20 protein-coding genes and 3 pseudogenes are annotated in these 21,442 nt (G+C 69.0%); 13 read left to right on the top strand and 10 right to left on the bottom strand.

What is annotated here, in order from left to right; all coding sequences use genetic code 11:
• Positions 1–140 precede the first annotated feature (140 nt).
• Entirely contained in the window at positions 141–329 is a 189-nt protein-coding gene (locus tag ACIQ5Y_RS30395) for a hypothetical protein (protein WP_403887440.1), read from the bottom strand.
• A 134-nt stretch (positions 330–463) separates the two neighbouring features.
• Here ACIQ5Y_RS30395 and ACIQ5Y_RS30390 point away from each other — a divergent pair.
• The 3 genes and pseudogenes from ACIQ5Y_RS30390 (at position 464) to ACIQ5Y_RS30380 (ending at position 5,911) form a co-directional block, all read left to right on the top strand.
• Positions 464–3,597 (top strand): annotated as a pseudogene (locus ACIQ5Y_RS30390) (Tn3 family transposase).
• Between the two features lie 294 nt (positions 3,598–3,891).
• Positions 3,892–5,223 (top strand): sensor histidine kinase, encoded by a 1,332-nt coding sequence (locus ACIQ5Y_RS30385; RefSeq protein ID WP_403887452.1) that lies wholly within the window; start codon positions 3,892–3,894, stop codon positions 5,221–5,223.
• 7 nt (positions 5,224–5,230) lie between these two features.
• A complete protein-coding gene (locus tag ACIQ5Y_RS30380) occupies positions 5,231–5,911 on the top strand; it encodes a response regulator (RefSeq protein WP_403887437.1) in 681 nt (226 codons plus the stop codon).
• Positions 5,912–5,998: 87 nt separating this feature from the next.
• On the opposite strand, the pseudogene ACIQ5Y_RS30375 reads toward ACIQ5Y_RS30380, so the two are convergent.
• Positions 5,999–6,328: pseudogene (locus tag ACIQ5Y_RS30375) on the bottom strand (phosphatase PAP2 family protein); the annotation flags it as partial.
• Between the two features lie 524 nt (positions 6,329–6,852).
• Between ACIQ5Y_RS30375 and ACIQ5Y_RS30370 the strand changes: the two are divergent.
• On the top strand, positions 6,853–7,518 hold the full coding sequence (locus ACIQ5Y_RS30370; protein WP_403887435.1) for a recombinase family protein: 666 nt from the start codon (positions 6,853–6,855) through the stop codon (positions 7,516–7,518).
• Between the two features lie 50 nt (positions 7,519–7,568).
• On the opposite strand, the gene ACIQ5Y_RS30365 is transcribed toward ACIQ5Y_RS30370, so the two are convergent.
• Positions 7,569–8,186 carry a hypothetical protein gene (locus tag ACIQ5Y_RS30365; protein ID WP_403887432.1) on the bottom strand — a complete coding sequence of 206 codons (618 nt, stop codon included), beginning with the start codon at positions 8,184–8,186 and terminating at the stop codon, positions 7,569–7,571.
• 391 nt (positions 8,187–8,577) lie between these two features.
• On the opposite strand from ACIQ5Y_RS30365, the gene ACIQ5Y_RS30360 reads away from it, so the two are divergent.
• Positions 8,578–8,940: a hypothetical protein gene (locus ACIQ5Y_RS30360; RefSeq protein ID WP_403887429.1), complete on the top strand. Its 363-nt coding sequence runs from the start codon at positions 8,578–8,580 to the stop codon at positions 8,938–8,940.
• 58 nt (positions 8,941–8,998) lie between these two features.
• Here the strand turns inward: ACIQ5Y_RS30360 and ACIQ5Y_RS30355 are convergent, their stop codons facing one another.
• Both ACIQ5Y_RS30355 and ACIQ5Y_RS30350 read right to left on the bottom strand, forming a co-directional pair.
• On the bottom strand, positions 8,999–9,286 hold the full coding sequence (locus ACIQ5Y_RS30355) for a hypothetical protein (RefSeq protein WP_403887426.1): 288 nt from the start codon (positions 9,284–9,286) through the stop codon (positions 8,999–9,001).
• Between the two features lie 312 nt (positions 9,287–9,598).
• The gene (locus tag ACIQ5Y_RS30350; protein WP_403887423.1) at positions 9,599–9,859 is read right to left on the bottom strand and encodes a hypothetical protein; all 261 of its coding nucleotides are present in this window, start codon (positions 9,857–9,859) and stop codon (positions 9,599–9,601) included.
• 694 nt (positions 9,860–10,553) lie between these two features.
• Here ACIQ5Y_RS30350 and ACIQ5Y_RS30345 point away from each other — a divergent pair.
• Together ACIQ5Y_RS30345 and ACIQ5Y_RS30340 are read left to right on the top strand one after the other, a co-directional pair.
• On the top strand, positions 10,554–10,853 hold the full coding sequence (locus ACIQ5Y_RS30345; RefSeq protein ID WP_403887420.1) for a hypothetical protein: 300 nt from the start codon (positions 10,554–10,556) through the stop codon (positions 10,851–10,853).
• Positions 10,850–11,233 (top strand): hypothetical protein, encoded by a 384-nt coding sequence (locus tag ACIQ5Y_RS30340; protein ID WP_403887417.1) that lies wholly within the window; start codon positions 10,850–10,852, stop codon positions 11,231–11,233. Before ACIQ5Y_RS30345 ends, ACIQ5Y_RS30340 begins: the two co-directional genes overlap by 4 nt.
• A 703-nt stretch (positions 11,234–11,936) precedes the next feature.
• Here ACIQ5Y_RS30340 and ACIQ5Y_RS30335 read toward each other — a convergent pair.
• On the bottom strand, positions 11,937–12,761 hold the full coding sequence (locus ACIQ5Y_RS30335) for a tetratricopeptide repeat protein (RefSeq protein ID WP_403887414.1): 825 nt from the start codon (positions 12,759–12,761) through the stop codon (positions 11,937–11,939).
• On the opposite strand from ACIQ5Y_RS30335, the gene ACIQ5Y_RS30330 reads away from it, so the two are divergent.
• On the top strand, positions 12,722–12,985 hold the full coding sequence (locus ACIQ5Y_RS30330; protein ID WP_403887449.1) for a helix-turn-helix domain-containing protein: 264 nt from the start codon (positions 12,722–12,724) through the stop codon (positions 12,983–12,985). The genes ACIQ5Y_RS30335 and ACIQ5Y_RS30330 overlap by 40 nt on opposite strands.
• Before the next feature lie 1,224 nt (positions 12,986–14,209).
• Positions 14,210–14,356 (top strand): annotated as a pseudogene (locus ACIQ5Y_RS30325) (transposase); the annotation flags it as partial.
• 99 nt (positions 14,357–14,455) lie between these two features.
• Here ACIQ5Y_RS30325 and ACIQ5Y_RS30320 read toward each other — a convergent pair.
• Positions 14,456–15,019: a hypothetical protein gene (locus ACIQ5Y_RS30320; protein ID WP_403887411.1), complete on the bottom strand. Its 564-nt coding sequence runs from the start codon at positions 15,017–15,019 to the stop codon at positions 14,456–14,458.
• Between the two features lie 176 nt (positions 15,020–15,195).
• Here ACIQ5Y_RS30320 and ACIQ5Y_RS30315 point away from each other — a divergent pair, with 176 nt between their 5' ends.
• Complete coding sequence (locus tag ACIQ5Y_RS30315) at positions 15,196–15,555, top strand: hypothetical protein (protein ID WP_403887408.1); 360 nt, start codon at positions 15,196–15,198, stop codon at positions 15,553–15,555.
• 9 nt (positions 15,556–15,564) lie between these two features.
• On the opposite strand, the gene ACIQ5Y_RS30310 is transcribed toward ACIQ5Y_RS30315, so the two are convergent.
• On the bottom strand, positions 15,565–17,115 hold the full coding sequence (locus tag ACIQ5Y_RS30310) for an ISL3 family transposase (protein WP_403887405.1): 1,551 nt from the start codon (positions 17,113–17,115) through the stop codon (positions 15,565–15,567).
• Here ACIQ5Y_RS30310 and ACIQ5Y_RS30305 point away from each other — a divergent pair.
• Both ACIQ5Y_RS30305 and ACIQ5Y_RS30300 read left to right on the top strand, forming a co-directional pair.
• Complete coding sequence (locus tag ACIQ5Y_RS30305; RefSeq protein WP_403887402.1) at positions 17,042–17,575, top strand: transposase; 534 nt, start codon at positions 17,042–17,044, stop codon at positions 17,573–17,575. The genes ACIQ5Y_RS30310 and ACIQ5Y_RS30305 overlap by 74 nt on opposite strands.
• Before the next feature lie 148 nt (positions 17,576–17,723).
• On the top strand, positions 17,724–18,623 hold the full coding sequence (locus ACIQ5Y_RS30300) for an aminoglycoside phosphotransferase family protein (protein ID WP_403887400.1): 900 nt from the start codon (positions 17,724–17,726) through the stop codon (positions 18,621–18,623).
• A gap of 21 nt (positions 18,624–18,644) precedes the next feature.
• Here ACIQ5Y_RS30300 and ACIQ5Y_RS30295 read toward each other — a convergent pair whose 3' ends face one another.
• Positions 18,645–18,890, bottom strand: a complete 246-nt coding sequence (locus tag ACIQ5Y_RS30295) for a hypothetical protein (protein ID WP_403887397.1) — start codon at positions 18,888–18,890, stop codon at positions 18,645–18,647.
• 776 nt (positions 18,891–19,666) lie between these two features.
• On the opposite strand from ACIQ5Y_RS30295, the gene ACIQ5Y_RS30290 reads away from it, so the two are divergent.
• Positions 19,667–20,563: a hypothetical protein gene (locus tag ACIQ5Y_RS30290; RefSeq protein WP_403887394.1), complete on the top strand. Its 897-nt coding sequence runs from the start codon at positions 19,667–19,669 to the stop codon at positions 20,561–20,563.
• A 17-nt stretch (positions 20,564–20,580) separates the two neighbouring features.
• On the opposite strand, the gene ACIQ5Y_RS30285 is transcribed toward ACIQ5Y_RS30290, so the two are convergent.
• The gene (locus tag ACIQ5Y_RS30285) at positions 20,581–21,438 is read right to left on the bottom strand and encodes an IS5 family transposase (protein WP_403887391.1); all 858 of its coding nucleotides are present in this window, start codon (positions 21,436–21,438) and stop codon (positions 20,581–20,583) included.
• Positions 21,439–21,442 lie beyond the last annotated feature (4 nt).

Here is a 21,442-nt window from a genome sequence, read left to right as displayed (position 1 = left end):
CCCGCCCTCCGCTCCCTCGGCGGTGCCCCGCAGGCGGGCCGGCCAGGACAGCGTCACCCGCAGACCGCCCGACCCCGAACGGAACCACTCGACCACCCGCACCCGGCCCAGCACCGCCAACGGCGCCGTACCCGGCGCCGTCAACCGGCCGACGCCCCGAACTCCCCCGCCGCCAGCACGGCCAGCTCGTCGGCGTCCGCATCGGTCGACCAGCCGGACAGCTCGTCTTCCCCCTCGGCGTCGTCGGCGAGGACCAGGTGCGGGCCGTCGAGGCGGAACCGGACCGTACGGCGGCCGGCACCGACCACGACCAGCGAGGCCGCCGGCATGCCGGGTGTGAGTAGTTGCGGTACAGAAAGTGCCGCTGAGATCGATCATGGTCGGCTAGCACACCTCCCGGGAGTGCCGCCGGGGTTCTCGGAAAGATCGTCGGGCGGCTGTCGGTGCTGGCTACGGTCCGGTCGTGCCGGTGGAATTTCTGACTGATGAGCAGGCCGAGGCGTACGGGACGTTCACCGAGGTGCCCACGCGCCCGGAGCTGGAGCGGTTCTTCTTCCTAGATGACGACGACCGTGATCTGATCGCGCTGCGGCGTACGGACGCGCATCGGCTGGGGATGGCGGTGCAGATCTGCACGGTCCGCTACGTCGGCCGGTTTCTGGGTGAGGACCCGCTCGCGGTGCCGTGGGAGGTCGTGGAGTACCTGGCCGGGCAGCTCGGCATCGCGGACGCCTCGTGTGTGAAGCGGTACCCGGAGCGGCACAGGACACCGTACGAGCACGCGGCGGAGATCCAGAAGCGGTTCAAGTACCGGGACTTCACCGACCGGAAGTGGGGGCAGGAGTTCCGCGGCTTTCTGTACGGGCGGGCGTGGACGCACGCCGAGGGGCCAGTGGCGCTGTTCAACCACGCGGTGACGTGGCTGCGCAAGAACCGGGTGCTGCTGCCCGGGGTGAGCGTACTGGCCCGGCAGGTGTCTGAGGCCCGAGCGGTGGCCGAGCGGCGCGTGTACGAGGCGGTGGCCCGCGCCGCGCACCGGGCCGCCCCCTCGCTCGCGCCGGCGCTGGCCGAACTACTGGTGGTGCCGGAGGGCAAGCGGGTCTCGGAGCTGGAGCGACTGCGGACGCCGCCGACGAAGTCGACAGGCACCGCGATGGTGCGGGCCATGGAGCGGATGGAGGAGATCTCCGCGTTCACGCTGGGCCGGGTGAACCTGTCGCGGGTACCAGTGAACCGGCTGTCCACGCTGGCCCGGTACGGGCAGCTGAGCAAGGCGCAGACGATCGAGCGGGCGCCCGAGCCGCGGCGGACCGCGCTGCTGACGGCGGTGGTGCGTCAGCTGGAGGCGCAGGCGGTCGACGACGCGCTGGATTTGTTCGCGGTGCTGATGGCGAACCGGCTGATCAGCCCAGCGCGGCGGGCCTCGGAGCGGGAGCGCCTGGCGATGCTGCCGCAGCTGGAGAAGGCGGCCCGCATCCTGGCGAAGGCGTCGAAGATCCTCACCGAGGAACTGGACTTGGTCGCCGAGCACGACGCGGACCTGGACGTCGCCGCGCTGTGGGCGGCGGTGGAGGAGGCCGTGCCGCGTACGGCGGTGGCCGGCGCGATGGCGACCGTCGAGGCCCTGGTGCCCGAGGACGACGGGTCGGCCGAGGCGGCGATGCGCGAGAAGCTGGCCCTGCGCTACAACACCGTGCGCCCTTTCCTGGCCCTGCTGGGCGAGTCTAACGCGCTGGGCGCCGCACCGGCCGGGCGGCACCTGTTGAAGGCGGTACGCCGCCTGCCCGCGCTCTCGCGCCGGAGGGTCAAGGACCGGCCGCTGCTGCCCCGTGAGGTCGACCCCGAGTTGGTGCCCGCCATGTGGAAGCGGCCGGTGTTCTCCAACACCAAGCTGCCCCAGGGCGCGGTCGACCGGGACGCGTACGTGGTGTGCGTGCTGGAGCAGCTGCACCGGCGCTGAACCGGCGCGACGTGTTCGCCGCCCCGTCGAACCGGTGGGCGGACCCACGCGCCCGGCTGCTGGACGGCCCCCGGTGGGAGGCGATGCGCGCGGACGTGCTGGCGGGCCTGTCCCTGACCGAGGATGCGGGCGAGCACCTGGCCCAGCTCACGCTCGGGCTGGACGCGGCGTGGCGGCAGATGGCCGACCGGCTCGCCGAGGCCGGCGATGACGCGAAGGTGGAGATCGTCGTTCCCGAGGGCGGCGGACGTGCCCGCCTGTCGGTGGACAAGCTCGGCGCGGTGGGCGAGCCGGAGTCGCTGACCTGGCTGAAGACCACCACGGAGGCGATGCTCCCGAGGATCGACCTGCCGGACCTGCTGTTTGAGGTGCACTCCTGGACCGGCTTCCTCGACTCCTTCGGCCACGTCTCCGACCGGCGCACCCGCATGGAGGGGCTGCTCATCTCCCTGGTCGCGCTGCTGGTCTCGCAGAGCTGCAACATCGGCCTGACCCCGGTCATCGACCCGGAGAGCAAGGCGCTGACCCGCTCGCGGCTGTCCCACGTCGACCAGAACTACCTGCGCGCCGACACCCTCGCCGCGGCGAACGCCGCGCTCATCACCGCCCAGTCCCGCATCGAACTGGCCCAGAAGTGGGGCGGCGGCCTGCTCGCCTCCGTCGACGGCCTGCGCTTCGTCGTACCCGTCAAGAGCATCAATACCGGGCCCTCGCCCAAGTACTACGGCTACAAACACGGCGTGACCTGGCTCAACGCCGTCAATGACCAGGTCGCGGGGATCGGCGCGATGGTCGTGCGCGGCACCCCGCGCGACAGCCTCTACACCCTGGACACCCTGCTGAACCTCGACGGCGGCGTGAAGCCGGAGATGGTGGCGACCGACAACGCCTCGTACAGCGACATGGCCTTCGGCCTGTACAAGATGCTCGGCTTCCGGTTCGCCCCGCGCTTCCGCGACCTTGCCGACCAGCGGTTCTGGCGGGCCGACCTGACCGACGGCGAGGAGCCGGCCGCCGGGTACGGGCCGCTGGAGGCCGTCGCCTGCAACAAGGTCAATCTGGGGCGGATCGCCACGCACTGGCCGGACATGCTGCGGGTGGCCGGGTCGCTCATCACTAACCAGGTGCGGGCCTACGACCTGCTGCGGATGTTCGGCCGCGAGGGGCACCCGACCCCGCTGGGGGCGGCGTTCGCCGAGTACGGCCGGATCGACAAGACCATGCACCTGCTCGCCCTGGTCGACCCGATGGACGACACCTACCGGCGGCTGATGAACCGGCAGCTCACCGTGCAGGAGTCCCGCCACCGCCTCGCGCGCGCGATCTGCCACGGCCGCCGGGGCCAGATCCGCCAGGCGTACCGCGAGGACCAGGAGGACCAGCTCGCCGCCCTCGGCCTCGTCCTCAACGCCGTCGTGCTGTGGAACACCCGCTACCTGGATGCCGCCGTGGCCCGGCTCCGCGCCGAGGGCCACGACATCAAGGACGAGGACATCGCCCGACTGTCCCCGCTCAAGGACCGGCACATCAACTTCCTGGGCCGCTACCTGTTCAACATCAAGGCCAGCGCGCCGGACAGCGGCCTGCGCCCACTGCGCGACCCGGACGCGATCGAACGCGTGGACGACGAGGAATAGGACCGGACCGAGAGGACTGTCCCCCGCCTGCGATGCCGAATCCGCATGTCCACGGCGGTCGGTGAGCTGGCGAATCGCACCAAGTGGGGATGTTCCGAGTGCACAGTGCTCGCCGGCCATCGGCGCAGATTGAACTTTCGGCAGTGTCGGCAGGCTCCCCATGTCCGTACCGTCGCCTTCGTGGACAGCACGACGATCAACAGTCAGATTGCGACCGGGACCGCTGTTTCGCGGCGGGCGCTTAATCCAGGGATCATCCTGACAGCGGCCGTCGCGGTGACCGCTGGCCTGAGCATGGTGAACCTGTGGTGGGCAGTCCCGGCTGCCGTCGCAGCGTTCCTGGCAGGATGGCGGCCGGGAAAAACCGCGCCGACAGCGCTCGCGCTGCTCGCGATTCTCGCGGCCAGCGTGGTGACGTTGTCCGCCGTGCCTGCTTGGCTCCCCCTGGCCAGCCGGCTTGTGGCAGTGCTGGTTGTCGCCACCATGCTGCCCTGGTTCGCAGGCCGGTTCTGGCGCCAGTACCAGCAGCTTGTCCGGGGCGGGTGGGAGCGTGCCGAGCAACTGCAACGCGAGCAGCAGCTGATCGCTGATCACGCCCGACTGCGCGAGCGGACACGGATCGCCCAGGACATGCATGACGTACTCGGCCACGACCTCAGCCTGATTGCCCTGTCGGCTGGCGCCCTGAAACTCGCGCCGGGCCTTGAAGAACACCATCGAAGGGCCGCAGGCGACATCAGGGCCAGAGCTGCGGCCGCTGTGGATCGTCTCGGCGAGGTGATCGGCGTCCTGCGCGAGGAGACCGACGCCACGCCGATGGACCCCAGCGGCTCCAGCCTCACGGGCCTGATCTCCGAGGCGTCTGCGGCCGGGCTCGCGGTGGATTTGCGCACCGACGGCACCTCGGACGAGCTGCCGTCGGTGGTCAAACGGGCGGCTCACCGGGTCGTACAGGAAGCGCTTACCAACGTTGCCAAGCACGCACCTGGCGCAGCAGCGACTGTCCACGTGACGCATACGGCAACAGAAACACGTGTCGTGGTGGAGAACGGCCCGCCATCGCCTGCGGCCTACCTGCGGCCCCGGCCCCGGGGCGGGGGGCGTGGCCTGATCGGTCTCGAAGAACGTATGCGGTTGGCCGGCGGTTCGTTCGACCACGGCCCGCGCAAAGGTGGCTACGCAGTCGTCGCACGGATCCCGCACACTCCCCCGCCACCGCCGTTCGCGCCTGCGGCCTCTCGCGGTTGCGAGTTGCCGCAGGAACACCGCCGTGCGCGGCGCCGCGTCAGCCGGGCTCTGGTGGCTGCGGTCATGGTGCCCCTGGTGACGGGAGCGTTGCTGAGCGGAGCGCTCATGGGCTGGGAGATGCTGTCGGCATCACGGTCGGTCCTGGACCCGGGCGACTACGCCCGCCTGCACGTGGGGCAAGATCGTTCCGAGGTGACGCGTTTCCTGCCGAACCGGCAGACGAACCACCGACCGCTGACTGCCAAGCCGACAGGAGACGGCATAACGTGCGAGTACTACGCGATGACGGCCGACAGGTTCGACGACCGCTCCGGGGACGCCTACCGGCTCTGCTTCCGGGAGGACACCTTGGTGTCCCTGGACACTCTCACCCCGTGAGTGCTCGATGATCCGGGTGCTGATCGCCGACGACGAGCCGATGATCCGCGCAGGCGTGCGCGCCGTTCTTGCCACGGATCCGGGCATTGAAGTCGTTGCCGAGGCCGTCGACGGGCACGATGCCGTGGAACTGGTCCGGCGCCACCGCCCCGCAGTGGCCGTACTCGATATCCGCATGCCGGGGATCAACGGCATCGACGCGGCGGCGGAGATCCGCAGCGCGGTGCCGACCACACGGATCGTCATGCTGACGACCTTCGGTGAGGACGACTACATCCTTCAGGCACTCGGCGGTGGAGCAGCAGGCTTCCTGATCAAGTCGGGCGAGCCCGAAGAACTGATCGCCGGAGTCCGTGCGGTGGCCGAAGGCGCCGCCTACCTGTCACCGAAAGTCGCGGCCCGGGTCGTCGCGCACCTCGCCGCGACGGGTGCGGGCACCCTGGCCGGTCGGCGCTCCGCCGCCCGTGACCGGGTCGCCTCCCTCACGGCCCGGGAACGGGGGGTACTGACCTTCCTCGGGAGTGGCCTCTCCAACGGACAGATCGCCCGGCGGCTGCATGTGGTGGAGGGAACGGTCAAAGCCCACGTGAGTTCCATCCTGGCGAGGCTGGGCGTGGACAACCGGGCTGCTGCCGCGGTCGTGGCTCACGAGGCCGGAATCGTTCCTCCGCAGCCTCCCCAGCCGTGATACCGCCCCCTGGGCAAGGGGCATGAAAGCGAGCAGTACGGCTACCACCACCGTGCCACCGAGCATCGCGCCGGCGAGCACATCATGCGGGTAATGGACCCCCACCAGCACGCGCAGGAGCGCAGCGGCCCCGGCCAGCGGCAGCGTGATCGCGACGAGGCGGGGCCACAGCACGGCCAGACCGACTGCCAACCCGGCGGCCAAGGTGGAGTGGTTGCTCGGGAACGACCAGTCCCCCGCTGCGGGGCATTCCGCGACAAGGTCGACCCCTGTGCGTAACGCACGGCAAGGCCGCTCCTCGTCCACCACCAGCTTCACCGCTTCGCTCACTGCATAAGCCGCGACGGTGCCGAGGCCGGTCAGCACGGATCCGGCGACCCCTCGTATGTCCTCGCGACGGACCGCTGTCCACCACATCCAGACCAGCAGCATCCCGAGGATCACGAGCGTGCCCTCGGTGGCGACTTCCAGGAGAGGGCCCAGCCACGACGGTGCGTCCGCCACCGCCCCGGTCACCGAGCGATACGCGGACGCCGAAGCTCCACCCGTGACCTCCACTGCGCCGACCTCGCCCAGTCCACCGGGGGCCAGCCACGTGACAATGCCTGCCCCCACTGCCAGGACGCCCAGCACACCGAGCAGCCGACCGGCCGGGATCTTCTTTCGCGGTTCTCGTTCCATGAGGCCTGAACGTAGAAGTGGGAACAGTCGATAACCCGGGTCGAACGGCAACACCGGACCTTGACGATCGTCAGGGTTGACAGCTACCGGTGCCTTCGGCCCGCGTCACCGGGGCGCACATCATGACCTTCAACAAACCTTCGTTTTCTGAAGATGGCTTTGCGAGACCGCCTGGACCCCGCAGGGCCTTCAAAAACCCCTTCAAAAACCTGGGTCATTCAATAACCCCGACCCACCGTTTTCTGACGTGATCCGGGGCCATGACCGCTCTCGAACCGGCCGAACCGGGCCTACTCGTCGCCGAACCACTCGTCCGCACCGAGATCAAGATCGGGTACGCGCGAGTCTCGACCAGCGGGCAGAAGCTGGAGCGACAGTTCGACGTGCTCACCGCCGCCGGGTGCCGGAAGATCTTCGCCGACAAGAAGTCCGGCAAAAACGCGTTCCGCCCCGAACTGAAGGCGTGCCACGCCTTCCTCGACCCCGGCGACACCCTCGTCGTCCCGAGCCTGGACCGCTACGGCCGAAGCCTTCAGGACCTCATCAACACGGTCGCCGAACTACGCGAGCGCGGGATCGGCTTCACCTCGCCGCACGAGAACCTGGACACCACCACCCCCGGCGGCCGCCTCGTCTTCCACGTCTTCGCCGCGCTGGCCGAGTTCATCCGTGAGCTCATCGTCATCGGCACCAACGAGGGCCTGGCCGCCGCCCGCGAGCGCGGCCGGGTCGGCGGGCGCCCGAGCGTCGCCACCGAGGAAGTCATCCGCGCAGCACGCGATCTACTGCCCGACCCCGGTCGCTCGATCACCTCCATCGCCAAGCTGCTGGGCGTCTCCCCGGGCACCCTCTACAACCACATCCCGGACCTGCGCGAGCTGCGCGCTGGCGCCGTGCCCCGTCAGCTCGAAGCGCCGAAGAGGTAGGCCAACTCCAGCAAGATCAATCTCAGCGGCACTTTCTATACCGCAACTACTCACACCCGCATGCCCACAGGAACCTCGATCTTGTCGTGGGCGAGCAGCCACGCCACGACCGCCGGCCGGTCGAACTGCGGGTGCACGTCCGTGCCGCCAGCCGGGGCGGGGAAGTCGTCGTGCCGGCGCCGCCAGGCGACCACCGCGGCCCGGCCCACCCGAGCCATCCGAGCCACCTCGGCCAGCAGCACCCGGTCCCGGCCCGGCACCATCGGGGTAAGGGCGGCGAGCAAGGAGCGGCTTCCCGTGCGGGCGGCGCGCACCGCCCGCCAGTCGACCCAGGGGCGGACGACGGGGAGCAGGGCAACCTCCTCGGCGTTGAACAAGGGCACCGAGGTCACGCCGCCCTGCCGCTTGTAGTCGACCGTCACCGAGCCCACTGGTGACAGCCACCCGAGCCGACCGACGATCTCGTTGAAGTCCGAACGGCGGACGCCGAGGCGGCGGGCGGCCTGGTCGGGGCCGAGGGGGACGTGCCGGTCGAGGAGGACCGGCAGGTCCCGGCGGCGTGCGAGGGCGGCCACCTGGTCCGGGTGGACGTCGGGGAACTCGGCGTCCCCGCCGAGGCGGACCAGCAGACCCGCGCGGGCGAGGTGGCCGACCGCCGCCGCGGTCACCCGCGGCCGGCACCGCAATGGCTCCCCAGGGCCTGCGTCAGCCGGTCCGCCGCCACCCCGGCCCCGATCGGGTACGGCAGCGCGGCCCGGACCGCCTCGGGGTCGACGGCCTCGACCACCGCCCGCGACCACAGGCCAGGGCCGGCGTCCGCCGCACGGTCGGGCGACCTGAGTCGTTGTTTGGGCGAGGCACTGGTCCTGCATGGAAGCCAGGCCGCGTGAGGAGCGACTGTCCTGCCGTATGAATATCCGCATATCGCGCAATAGTTCGACATAGGCACAGTTTGAGCGAAAGTCGGACAATCGCGTGGCCGATATGGGAGGCTGCTGCCCGCGGCGGCGCACCAACGCGCGCAGCTGTCACTGGGGAGGTCATATGCGTGGATCACTGATGCGGAAGTCCCGGGCCGTACTGGCGGGCTCGCTCATGGCGCTGGGGGTCGTCGGCCTGAGCGCCGCCCCGGCCAGCGCCTGGTCCGGCGGGAACGTCTGGGTCAACTTCGGCAGCTGGAACTGTCCGGCGGGCGGATCGGTCGTCGGCGTCTACTGGGGGGTGGACACCTACTCAAGCGGTCCGGCCGGCGGAGACTGGGGCGACAACGTCATCTACCCGCGCGTGCGGGTGGGGACGGGGGCGTACAACACCCTGAGCTACCAGACGATGTGCAAGAAGTGGGGCTGGTACACCTACCGCGGTGTGGTGTCCCAGCGCACCCTGACCCCGTACAAGTCCGGCCTGAGTTACACCTACTGACCGGGGAGCACGGACCGGCGGCGGCGCCCCCCTTCAGGGGGCGACGTTCGCCCTGGGCTCAGCTCGACAGCACGGCGACGGCGATGACCACCGCGAGCATCAGCACCACGCAGCCGCAGGTGGCCAGAGTGTCACGCCGGGCACCCCTTATCCCCTCCTTGGTGTCGACCCGCCAGGACGGGTCCAGGACCACATCACCGGATTCGAACTCCGCCACCACCCGCTGAACCTCGGCGTAGGAGTACACGGTGAAGGTGCTCTCACCCAAGGTTCCGTATCTCTTCTGCTCCTTGGTTTCCACCCCGTGGGTGGAGGCCACCTGGGGCACGAACCTACGTCTGACCATCCAGAGAGCGGCGGCCCTGTCTGCCGTCACCCAATTGCGGCCCGGGGGCAACGCTTCTGGTGTGGTCATGCCCGCCATGGTGCCGCTGAGAGCGACATGGGACATCCGCAGATTTACGTAAACGACTACACACCTACCGCATAAAAGCCGCATGGCGCATGACGTTTGAGGGCGGTGATCGCACCCGGACCGGTGACCGGTTCACGGGCTGGGGTGACCCGGTGGCGGATACTCCCGGCCCGGAACCCCGCCGACACCCAGCAGCACGATCCGCTCGAACGACGCTTCCTCGCCCAGCGCGCGGACCCCGGCCTAGGTGTCGAAGGCCCGGTCCGCAGCCGCAAGCAGCCTGAGCGAACGCTCCTCATCCGCCATCACCCCCGCCGGCCGCCGCCGGGCCGGGAGCCGCAGCGCGCCGGAGCGCCACGCGCTCTCACACACCAGCAGTGCGGCCACCACGGACAGGACCAGGCCCACCACCGGCAGGCCCGAACGGCCGGCCCACCGACCACACCCGGCCAGAACCGACCCCGCAACACTGCCCACGCACACCCGCCGCTGCCTGCCCGACATCACCACCGCGCCCCCTTCTGGTCAGGCCGCAGGCCGGAACCCGACCCCACCAGGCCGCCTCCCCACGAAGCGGCCCACCCAGGGGAACGACCGACCCGTCGGGGCGGCACCCTTCCCGGATCCGGGAACCGCTACCGACCACGCCCCTGACGCCGCGCAGGCGCGGACGGCTGCCGGTGCGCGGGCACCGCCGGCTCCGAAGGGGCGGCCTGCCCCGGCGCGGGCCCCGAGGTGGTGGTGGAGCGGGACCGGGCGGCGGTCGCCGACACCCGCGGGCCGTCCGCAACGGGCGTGCCGGGCATGGTGGTCAGGGCGCGCAGGGTCGAGCCGACCAGGCGCCCGGCAAGCTCGCCGGGCGATGCGAACGTGCGCGACGCTCCGCTAATGTTCTGGCGGATGACGAGCGGCCAGCTGGGGCAGGAACGCGGTCAGGTCGACACCGGCGCGCTGCAGCAGGACCATCTGTCCGGCCGTGGCGGGCCAGTCCGCCCCCTCCGTCAGGTCGGCCAGCACCCGGGCGTCGAGGAGCGGGCGCAGCGCGTCGGCGGCGGGCCGATCCTTCTTCCCGGTCTGCGCCGGCCATCGAGCTGCTCCTCCTGGCCAGCATCTGACACCCCGCCACATCTCCTCGCGTACGCGCTTAAGATCACTCCTCGCACGGCGCCATCCCGGGAATCGCTAAAGGGAGATGCAGATGAAGAAGAGCGCGATATCTGTCCTGGCGGCCGGCGTGCTGCTGACAGGTTGCGGCCCTTCGGAGGCGGCGCCGAGCCCGCGGAGGGCGTACGAAGCTGCGTATGAGCAGGGGAAGCTCATGCGGGGGATCTTCCAGGAGCCCGGCAGTCCCGAGACGTCCGTGTTGGACGTGATCAAGCTGTGCCACAAGGACGGAGCCGGTGTTGCGGGCTCGGTCGCGGAAGCGGAGCACGACGGCTGCGTGGCCGGTCGGCTCGGCGAAGAGAGCAAGGCGTACAAGTACAAGGAGAAGCCGTGAACCAGACACCCGAGCAACCGCAGCGCAACCCCTACGCGGCGCCGCAGTGGGGTGGTGTACCGCCGACGAAGGCTCCCCTGGGGGCCTGGAATATAGCTGCCATCGTCGTGGCGTCCGTCTTCTCCGTCACGGTCCTGGGGGGCCTCTACTACTCGGCTGTCTCGACGTGGGACAGGGCGGTTACGGGGCCCAACTTTTACCGGGAGGGATACCAGTACGGGACTGGCCGGGACGCGGGGAACTCCGCCATGGACAGATACCGGTTCTCGACTCTCTGCCAGACGGGCGCCATGACCTACGCATCCCGGGGATGGCGTGAGCAGCGAGAGTTCGAAGACGGGTGCGATGACGACCTGAACGGCTATGCGCCCCGTGAGTGACAGTCCACGTAATCTGCGCCCGGTGATAGAGAAGTCCGCGGGGTCCGTCTATGCCCTCGGGGAAGTGGCTGTTCTCCGGTACGAGGGCCGCAATGGCTGCCTTGGACCAGCCGGCTGACCGCAGCATCTGGGTTGTGAGGAGCCTGTTGCCGGGCTCGCGCGGTCCGGGTCTCACCAGGAAGGCGACAACGGCGTGTGATTTGGAGGAGTCAGGCTTGGGCTGAGGCATAGGCGTGGCTCCTGCGGAGGATGGAAGGTAGGCGCGCGGCCGGGATGCCGCGCCCCTGGGGATGATGCGGGGTCAGGTCGCGGCAGCGGCAGCCAGCGCTCTGCGGTCAACAGTGCAGACCCGGGCAAACTGCGATCGCGTCACGCTTCCGTTGGGGGCTGCAACTGCTTTGTCCCTGCGGCGGGTATGAGGCCGGCCTTTCGGGCCTCTGATATCCATCGGCCGGCTGTCGCCTCCGAGCGTGCCCAGCGGGTGGCTACGGCTCTGCGGGGCGGGATGTTGCGTTCGGTCGCCCATTCGTAGAGTGCGGCCACTCTGCCCAGGTGCTCGTCGCCGCCGCCGTACGGGCGCCCCTCGACCGCCGGGGCGTTGCCGACTTCCTCGGCCATCTCCTGCTCCCGCGCATCGGCGGCAACCCGCAGGAGGCGGTCGAGCGGCAGCCGGCGCACCCAGGTCGCGGTCAGTGGGGTGTCGTCAGGTGTCTTGATGTAGAAGGCGCGTCGAAACGTTAAAGAACAAGCTCGGGGAGACCATCGATCCCCTGACGGCACGGAGAGCCATCAGGGTGGCGGACACTCGACACCGACGACCGGGCCCTCCTCGTTTGCCCGGTTTCGCCAGTGGACCAGTTGTTCCTGATGATCTGTGTGTGCGGGTGGTCTTCGCCCAGAACCCGCACCATGTGCTCGAGGAGTCCCCGGTCGTGATTGCGGCTCCGGCCGCGTCTCCTGATTCGCCCCGCCAGTGGGCGTAACTGCCCCATGCGGCGAGAGTCTGAGGGTGGTCGTCGCCCGTGATTCGGCGACGAGTGAGGAGGAGCTGCTCGTATGCCTGAGCGGCTGCGGCCGCGTCCCTCGCCTCGCTGCACCAGTGGGTGAGGTTGTTCAGGGCGGTGAGGGTGTCCGGGTGGTCCGGGCCCAGCAGTCGGAGGCGAGCGTTGAAGAGCTGTTGGTACGCCTGCGCGGCGCCGGTCGCATCCCCTGCCTGTCCCCGCCAGTGAGCGAGGTAGTCAAGCGCTGAGAGGGTGTCCGGGTGGTCGGGACCGAGCACCCGGAGCCTGTGCTCCAGGAACTCGGCGGAAGCGGCTACCGCTCCGGCCGCATCCCCCGCCTCCCCTCGCCAGAGCGCGACACCCTGCCGGGCCAGGAGGGAACTCCGGTGATCCGTGCCCAACACGCGCACCGTGTCTACCAGCAGTTCGGCGGCGTCAGCGGCTCCCGGAGGGTCTCCCGCCCTCCCCCGCCCGTGAGCGGAGAGGTATCGGACGAAGAGGGAATCGGCCAGGCCTTCGGGCGGCATGCCGGCTCGATCTTCGGAGTCATCAAGGCCAACGGCGGGATCGTCCCCGCGGAACGCCGACGCAGGCCGGACGCGCTTCCCTCACCGAACGGGAAGAGTTCTCTCGAGGGCTGGCTCGAGGGGAATCCTTGCGTCAGATCGCTTCCGTGATTGGCCGGTCGGTGTCAACGGTCAGTCGCGAGGTCACCCGGAAGAATTCGCGTCAGGGCTGTCGAACCGTCTGACACCCTCCTACGGCGAAGTGATCGAGGGACGGCATGTCGCCCTTTCAGCCGCTCGGACTAACCCATTACGTGGACCCGGCAGCGCGCCCCCCAACGCTCCGTTGCGAGCGCGATCGATCATGACCGCCGGAAGTGCGAGTCCGCCTCCAGGTGATCAATCTCTGTTCCATGAGGAGCACCGCATGAGTCCTAACGACAGGACCCGATCCGCCCTCGGCCCCCTGCCTCTGCGTGCCAAGCACATGGCCACCCGGGGCGTCATGGCATCACTGACCCTGGTCATGCTGGGGCTCTCCAGCCCCGCACTGGCCACTGCGATGCAGCCGATGGTCGGTACGAGCCTCTCGTCTGGCGGCGACAACTGCCATGACCATCGACCACACCACCAGCTGCCCGGCATGTGGTGGCCACGCGCCGGCCACGACGAGTGCCAGGACCAGGGCAACGGAACCGCCGGCCCTACCGGCCCAACAGGGCCTGCCGGCCCGAAGGGCGACACCGGCGCGACCGGTCCGACCGGTCCGGGAGGTGGCGCGCCCGGCGCCACCGGGCCCACTGGTCCGCAGGGTCTTCCCGGGCCCACTGGCTCCACCGGACCTGCTGGTCCGCAGGGCATCCAAGGGCCGACCGGGCCGGGAGGCGGCACGCCCGGCGCCACCGGACCGACCGGACCGACCGGATCCAGCGGGCCGCAGGGCCCCACCGGACCCGCCGGTGCGACGGGTCCCTCCGGTGAGGGCACTCCTGGACCGACTGGCGCCACGGGGCCGACTGGTCCGCGGGGTATCCCGGGGACGCCTGGAGCAACGGGAGCAACCGGCGCTACTGGGACGACAGGTCCCGCGGGTGGTACCGGGCCCATCAATCAGATTGCTTATTACGGGCCAGGAACCACGGTTGTGGCGGGAGGCCCAATCGCTTCCGACACAGCAACCTGCCCACCCGGGCAAAGGGCAGTCTCCGGCGGATTCTACGCAGGCGCCTACGTCATCCCGATCTCCTCCGAGCAAGCCAGCGTGGTGACCCCAAACGACAGCTGGATTGTCCAGTTTCAGAACACCAACCCCGTCAATGACGGTTTCAGTACAGCCATTGCGTATTGCTCACCGTGATGGTGGTACCGTCCACGAGCTGGCACCGGTGTGCGGGCGCGCCTGACCATTTACGCACGTGTACGGCAACGTGGCTGACCAGCCCGCACGGCAGCGCCGGTACCCGACGGACATGACGGACGTGGAGTGGGCTGAGGTCCGGCCGCTGCTGCCGGTGCCGGGCTGGATGCGCGGGCGGGGCGGCCGGCCGGAAGGATACTGCCACCGCGCGGTACTGGACGCGATCCGCCATCTCGTGGACAACGGCGTCAAGTGGCGGGCGATGCCACTTCGCAGTGAGAGCGATGTCGCCGAGTTTTGGAAAGGTGTGGATGCTTGCTTCGGAAGCGTGGGTGTGCGCTGCTCGAAGGAAGCCCGGCTAGGGATTGTCCTGAGTCACGCCGATGCTCCGGCGCATGGTGCGGCGCATCTGCGTGAGCTGCTCCCAGAGCCCCGTGATCTGCTGGTGTGCTCCGTCCAGGGACTCGTCGTCCTCCAAGCCTGACGGGATCTCGCTGTCCAGACGCTTGAGGTCCCCGTAGATGCGATTGAGCCGGCGGTGGACACCGTCGACGACGGCGAGTACGTCGTCCGGTACCCGCATCTGGGCTTCGGCGTACCGCGCCCGGTGCTCGCGTCGTGCATCGTCCAGCCGAGCCCGCACGTCACCCGTGACGCGGCCCGCCCGCAGCGCATGCCAGAAATGGTTCAGCTCGGAGTGGAAGTCCAGCGAAGCCGTGTTCAGCATGACGCAGCAGCTCCGAACGGCCTCCATCATCACGCGTTCGGTTTCGTGCTGCCGCTCCTGGACGCGCTGCCGTGCTGATTGATCCAGTTCCTTGGCCTTGGACTTTGCGGCGAGCTGCTGGGTCATGAGGCCTGATGCGAGGGTGCCGACGATCCCCAGGAACGCGATCACAAGCGGGACCACCGTGCTGCTCACCCGGTACCGCCTTCCTGGTCCGCTCCTCCCCGAGTATGGCGGTGCGACGCTGCACCACGTTGGAGCGCCGCGACACCCGTTCCCACTTCTCACCGGCATTCCTGGCGCCGTCCGCCCACCGTCGTTCTCAGAAGGCGTCGACAAGCGTTCCTGGTTGTGAGGCTCTGGTCCACTTCATGTGGAGGCTCACGGACAGTGATGTCAGTGGTGTGTGGTGGGATGGCCTGACTCTGCCGTTGATCCGCTGGGAGGCCTTCGTGACGTCCTCATATCCGTCCCTGACTCGTGCCTTGGCGGAGGCTTTGGTCGATGTCTTGTGGTTCATCGACGGCAGCGAGGACGAGCAGATGGATCAGGATGACGCGGTCAAGGTCATGGAGGGTTTTGCCCACGTGGTCAGCACGCTGCCGAGTGATCAGCGGCAGGAGCTGATCGAGCTGGTCGGGGAGATGGCGGCCGCCGAGGACGACCCGGCTCGCCGCGGTTTCCAGGATGCGTTCCCGGAGGGTTTCGGGCTGATCGACGATGTGTCCTGAGCAGCCTTTTCAGGAGTAGAGCAGGACCCGCTTGCGGAGGAGTTCGAAACCGGCGCGGCCGAACATCTGCCGCTTCAGCATCTTGATCCGATTGACATGCCCCTCGACGACTCCGGAGTTCCACTGCTGCGAGAGTCCGGCGGTGACGGCGTCCAGGTCGCGCTCCAGGTGCCGGGCGAATCGCTGGAGGCTGGGCAGGTCCGAGGTGGCTGCGGCTTCGATCCATGCTGGCAGCTGGTGGCCCTGCAACTGGGTGAGCATGTGGGCGAAGGAGCGGACGTGTCCGGCGAGTGCCTCCAGTTCCCGGCAGTTGGCCAGTACGTCCTTGAGGTGGATCCGGTCTCTCTCGGTCAGTGCTTCCGGACGGGTACGGATCCAGCGGGTGACGGTGCGGGCAGATGGCGGGCGGGGGCCGACTGGCTGGGGTTTGCCGCGTAGATTGCGGCTGACGTAGGCGCGAACGCTGCTGTAGCCGTCCGGGTAGCCCCGCTCCTTGATCTCCTCCCACAGCTTCCAGGCATTGGTGCAGCCCTCCTTCCACCGCTCGTCGAGGTAGGGCTTGAACGCGTCGAGGTTGGTGGGGCGACTTTGCCACTGGCCGGTGAACAACTGCTCCGGTTCCGCGGCATGGGCATAGCGGAGGACGGTACTGAAGCCCATGCCGAGCTGGCGGGCAATGGACCGCTTGCTGTGGCCGGCGGCCAGGAGCGCGTGGACGGTGGCGTGCTTGGCGCGGGTCCGCTCAGCGAACCGGTGCCCAGTAGGCCACGGCGACGACTCGGGCGGTTCCGGTGTTTGCTGAGGCTCTTCGAGCGGTGCCGGTGGCGGTCGCAGGCAGGCGCGGTGCCGGAAGACGCACTTCTCTGCGGCTTCGCCGAGGTTGTGCCAGAGGTGCCACCTGTCAGCGACCTGGAGAGCCTGTGGGGCGCCGCGGGTGGCTCCTTCGGCATAGAAGCGGGCGCGGTCCCGCCAGATGATCTCGATCCCGGGCCTCTCGGCCAGCCAGGCCGCGACGGTGTCCGCCTCCCGGTTCGGCAAGAGGTCCACTGGGCGGCGGGTTTCGACATCGACGAGCACCGTTCCGTAGATCCGGCCCTTGCGCTGGGCGTATTCGTCGACTCCGACCACGCGGGGCGTGGAGGCGGGCGGATCCGGCAGCGAGGTGATCAGCCTCAGCAGCGTGTTCCGGCTGACTCGCACCCCGAAGGCGTCCGACATCCGGGCGCCGGCCCGCCCCGCGAGTGCGAGCCCGACCGAGACCAGCGTCGAACGTAGCCGCTCTGTCCGGCGGCCGAACCGACGGGTGAGCCCCCGCACCTGTTCGACAAACGTCTTGCGTGGGCAGGGCGCCTCGACGCAGAGGAACCGGCGCACTCGCAACGACACTCCGACCAGCCTGCCAGCGGTTGGCAGGTCACGAGGAAACCGCAGGTAGGAACCATGGATTCGCCCTGACCAACACCCGCAGGCCGGACAGGCCGCCCCAATGGCTGTGGTCTGGGCCTCTACGCGAACGACGGTGTCGGCCACCTCGACCAACTCCACTGACACGTTCTCCATCGACCAGAACAGCAGCTCATCCAGCTGCAGCCGTACTTTGCTCACGGGGCAGAACTGTCGAGCCCACTCGTCCACGGCAGGACGATTTTCGGGCGACCTCGTCAGCCGTCCAACGACGAGCAACAGTCACGCTGCGTACTCGCCCACAAGAAGTGGACCAGAGCCGGAGATTCAGAACCGAGTAAGGAAAGAACAGAAGACCACACCCTGGCGCGAGCGATACGCGATGAGAGCCGGCTGCGAAGCCACCGTCTCCGAAACCGTACGCGCCCACGGCCTCCGCCACTGCCGCTACCGAGGCATCGCGAAAACCCACGTCCAGCACGTCCTCGTCGCTGCCGGCGCCAACGTCATCCGCCTCAGCCAGCACCGCCCCACCGACCGCCCAAGCGGTCAGACCACTTGCTTCCAGGACCTATGCCAACAAGTAAGATCCGGGACTCAAGCCGGTCACTCATGAAGATCGCCAACAGCATCCAGACGTTGAGCCAGAACCGCTGAAGCCGGATGACCCCGGTGGGGAAAAACCGGTCGACAGGAGATCTGCGACGCAATGTGATGGCCCCAACAGCCTGCCGCACGGGCGGGCCCGACTCCAGGAGCTGCATTTGGCGACCGAGAGGACCGCGGACGTCCGCCCCGCGATCGATGCCGCACTGGTCAGAGGTCTGGTCGATACGCAGTTCCCGCAGTGGGCCGGTCTGCCCCTGGAGTTGCTCGACCCGGCCGGCTCGGACCATGTGATCTACCGCTTGGGCGCGGAGCTGTCCGTCCGTCTGCCCCGTCATGCCGGTGCCATCGGGCAGGCGCGGAAGGAGTCCGAGTGGCTGCCGCGGCTCGCCCCGCGCCTGCCCCTGGCCGTCCCCGTGCCGGTGGGGGTGGGGGAGCCCGACTTCGGTTATCCGTGGCCGTGGGCGGTCTCCCGCTGGCTGGACGGCGAGGTGGCGACTGTCGAGGCACTGGCGGATTCTTCCGAGGCCGCCGTCGAACTGGCCGGGTTCCTGAGCGCTCTCCAACGGTTCGAGCCCGGTGACATTCCGGCCTGGGGCGCCAGCGAGGATCTCACCGCCCCGCCGCTGCTCGCACGGGACCGGGCGACGCGGGCCGCCATCGCGGAGGTCGACGGCGTGTTCGACGCTGCGGCCATGACCGAGCTGTGGGAGACGGCAATCAGTGCCCCCGGATGGGATGGTCCTGCGGTCTGGTTCCACGGCGACTTCCACACCGGCAACCTGCTGACCGTCGACGGCCGCCTCAGCGCGGTCATCGACTTCGGCGGGCTCGGCCTCGGCGACCCGGCCTGCGACCTGGTGATCGCCTTCACCTTGATGTCGGCGGAGAGCCGGGCCGCTTTCCGCGCCGCGCTCGCCGTGGACGACGCCACCTGGATCCGGGGCCGCGGCTGGGCACTGGCCACAGCCCTCAACGCCTACACCCACTACGCTGCCGTCAACCCCCGGGTCGCCGCGCAGACCACCCGTCAGATCACCGAGGCCCTCATCGGCTAGGGCCTGTTGTGAAAGTGCTGGTCAAAGCCACTCGTTGATGGCTGCGACCAGCACTGTCGCTTCGTAGCGGACGGCGAGTTTGTCGTACCTCGTGGATATGGCACGGTGGCGCCTGAGACGGTTGATCCCGCACTCGACCGCATGCCGCTGCTTGTAGTCGTCCCTGTCGAACTTCGGCGGGCGGCCGCCGCGCGAACCGCGCCCCAGCCGATTGCGGACCCGGTCAGCAGGCACCGGGATGGTTGCCGTCGCCAGATGGCTGCTCACCCAGTGCATCAACTACGACCACCTCCGCCCCGGCCAGCAAGAACTCCTTAACAGCCTCGGTATCACCGCCCAGGACGCGCACACCGCCCGCCCCCCAGCAGGAAGCACGCAGACGCCCCCGGGCTGGCGCCAGCCGACCACGCCCCACCACCGTCTCGTCATCCATCGAGGCCGGCCTCCCCTACGCCCGCTCCTACGCCCGCGCTCACGGCGGACTCGGTACCGCCGACTACGACACCGAACACGACGGATTCCCGCTGGGCTGGTGGCTGTACGAGCAACGCAAACGCGCAACCGCCCACCTACGCCGCACCGGCCGGCCCTGGCCCCACGACACACAGCTCACCGCACTCGACCTGTGGTGGAACCCACCCTGGCGGGTCTCCTGGAACCACAGCTACCACCAGGCCCACACCCACCACACCGCCGACCGCCCCTTCCCCGGTACCGCCACCAAGTGGATACGCACCCAACAACGCGCCTGGAACCAGCTCCACCCCCACCAACAACACCTCCTGACCGCCCTCGGCGTCCACGGACCCACGCCCCTGATCCCGTACAACAGCCGCCCTGCAGGCCCCTCCTAAGCCCACACAACGGCAACAGGATCCGCGAAGTCACCGCCAGCCTCACCAACCCTGGCCAACTCGCCGCCACCGCCGCCAGCGAACGCATCCAGCTAGTGGGCGACCCAGTGAGTACCTGCGTCTGATCCGTTCATGACATGACTGTCGGGTGGCTGACGCTTCTGTGTTGATCGGTTTAGCCTGCGGTTCATGAACCTGGATGCCGAACTGAGTGCTCTTGCTGTCCAAGAGGATCTCCCCGCCGACCTCGTGTGGCGATTGCTTCAGCACCCGCAGGCTCGCCGCTCGGCGGCTCTTCTCCGCAAGGACCTGACGGCGGAGTCGATCGAGGAGGTCATCAGGCTCGGGTCCGCACGTACTCTCGCCGCGAACGCGCACGTGCCCGCGATGGTCAGGGCCCGCTTGGCGGAGCATCCAGAACCGTCAGTCCGGGCCGCGGTCGCGGCGAGCGTCGCAGACGAGCCGCATGGGCTTTTGGCGCGCCTGGCGGATGATCAGGATTCCTGCGTGCGCTCGTTCCTCGCGATGAACGAGCATCTGCCCCCTGAGCTCCTGGCCGTCCTGGCCGAAGACGCTGAGCCAAGTGTGCGGTCGAACGTCGTCCAGTACTGGAGGGATGCACCGGAGCCAGTGCGCCGGGCTCTGCTGACGGATTCCGATCCGAATATCCGGAGGTCTGCCGCTTCGGTGTACTCGCCGCCGGCGGACCTGTTGCCCGTTCTCCTTGCCGATCCGGAGACCCGCGCCGTCGCCGTCCGCCATGTCGACCCGTCACCGGAGCTGGCCCGCGATCCGGATTCCGGCGTTCGCAGGGCCGTGGCAGCCCATCCGAACCTGTCCGCTGAGCTGCGGGACGAGCTGGCCGCAGACGTGGACCTCTTCGTCCGCAACACAATCGCCGCCCGCCCAGGCACCCCCTCGGCTCTGCGTGAGAGCCTCGTGGCCGCCCTGGCGACTGACGACCCCTTGACTGAATGGAGCCTGTCGTTCCAGAGAAACACCCACGCGTGCCCGCCACCCGCGCCTGCTGCACCCAGGCTCACGCGAGAGCAAGCAGAAGACCTGCTCGCCCGTGCCAGCCTGTAGATGTACGGTTCTCTGGATCAGGCAGCCTGGACCAGATCGATCGTTGCTGGTCCGCGCTTGGTTCGGAATCCGGGACTACGGCTGAGGCGGCGCGTCATGAGGGTGATCGCAGCCCAGGTGATGAGGGCTTCGGAGTGCTGGACGAGCCGCTCGTAGTCGCGGGCATGGCGGCGGGCGTGCATCAGCCAGGCCAACGTGCGCTCGACCACCCAGCGGCGAGGTAGGACGACGAATCCGGTGGCGTCCTTGGGCCGGCTGACAGTCTTGATGGTGAGCCGGAGGTACTTCTTCGCCCAGTCGACGAGCTGGCCAGCGTAGGCGGAGTCCGCCCAGACGATGGTGATCTCCGGGTGCATGAGGCGGAGGCGGAAGAGGACTTCCTTGGCCGCGTCGCGGTCGGTCATGTCGGCGGGCGTGACCATCACCAGCAGCGGGAGGCCGCGTGTGTCCACGACGATGTGCCGTTTCCTTCCGTTGATCTTCTTCGCCGCGTCGTAGCCGCGCGAGGCTTTGCCGACGGTCTCGGCGGCCTTGACGCTCTGGGAGTCGATCACGGTCGCGACGGCTCGGGGGCCTTTGCCCATGTCACGGCGGATGCGTCCGCGCAGGTGGTCGCGGATCTGGCCGACGACGCCAGCCGCGGTCCATCGCGCCATGAAGCCCCAGACCGTGCGCCATGGCGGGTAGTCGGCCGGGAGGGCTCGCCACTTGCAACCCGTGTCGACGACATAGCGAATGGCGTCGACGATCTCCCGTCTCGGGTGTTTCTCCGGGGCCCCGCCGGTCTCGGTTTCGCAGGCCGGGACGGGGAGAAGGGGTTCGATCAGGGCCCACTCGGCATCGGTGGTGTCCGAGGGATAGCGGCGAGGTCGCATCAGG

Origin of the sequence: Streptomyces sp. NPDC096339, from assembly GCF_044762985.1 — a bacterium.
In the GTDB taxonomy this organism is placed as follows: domain Bacteria; phylum Actinomycetota; class Actinomycetes; order Streptomycetales; family Streptomycetaceae; genus Streptomyces.
The sequence above is the reverse complement of the archived record's forward strand: the minus strand, read 5'-3'. Positions and strand labels throughout refer to the sequence as shown.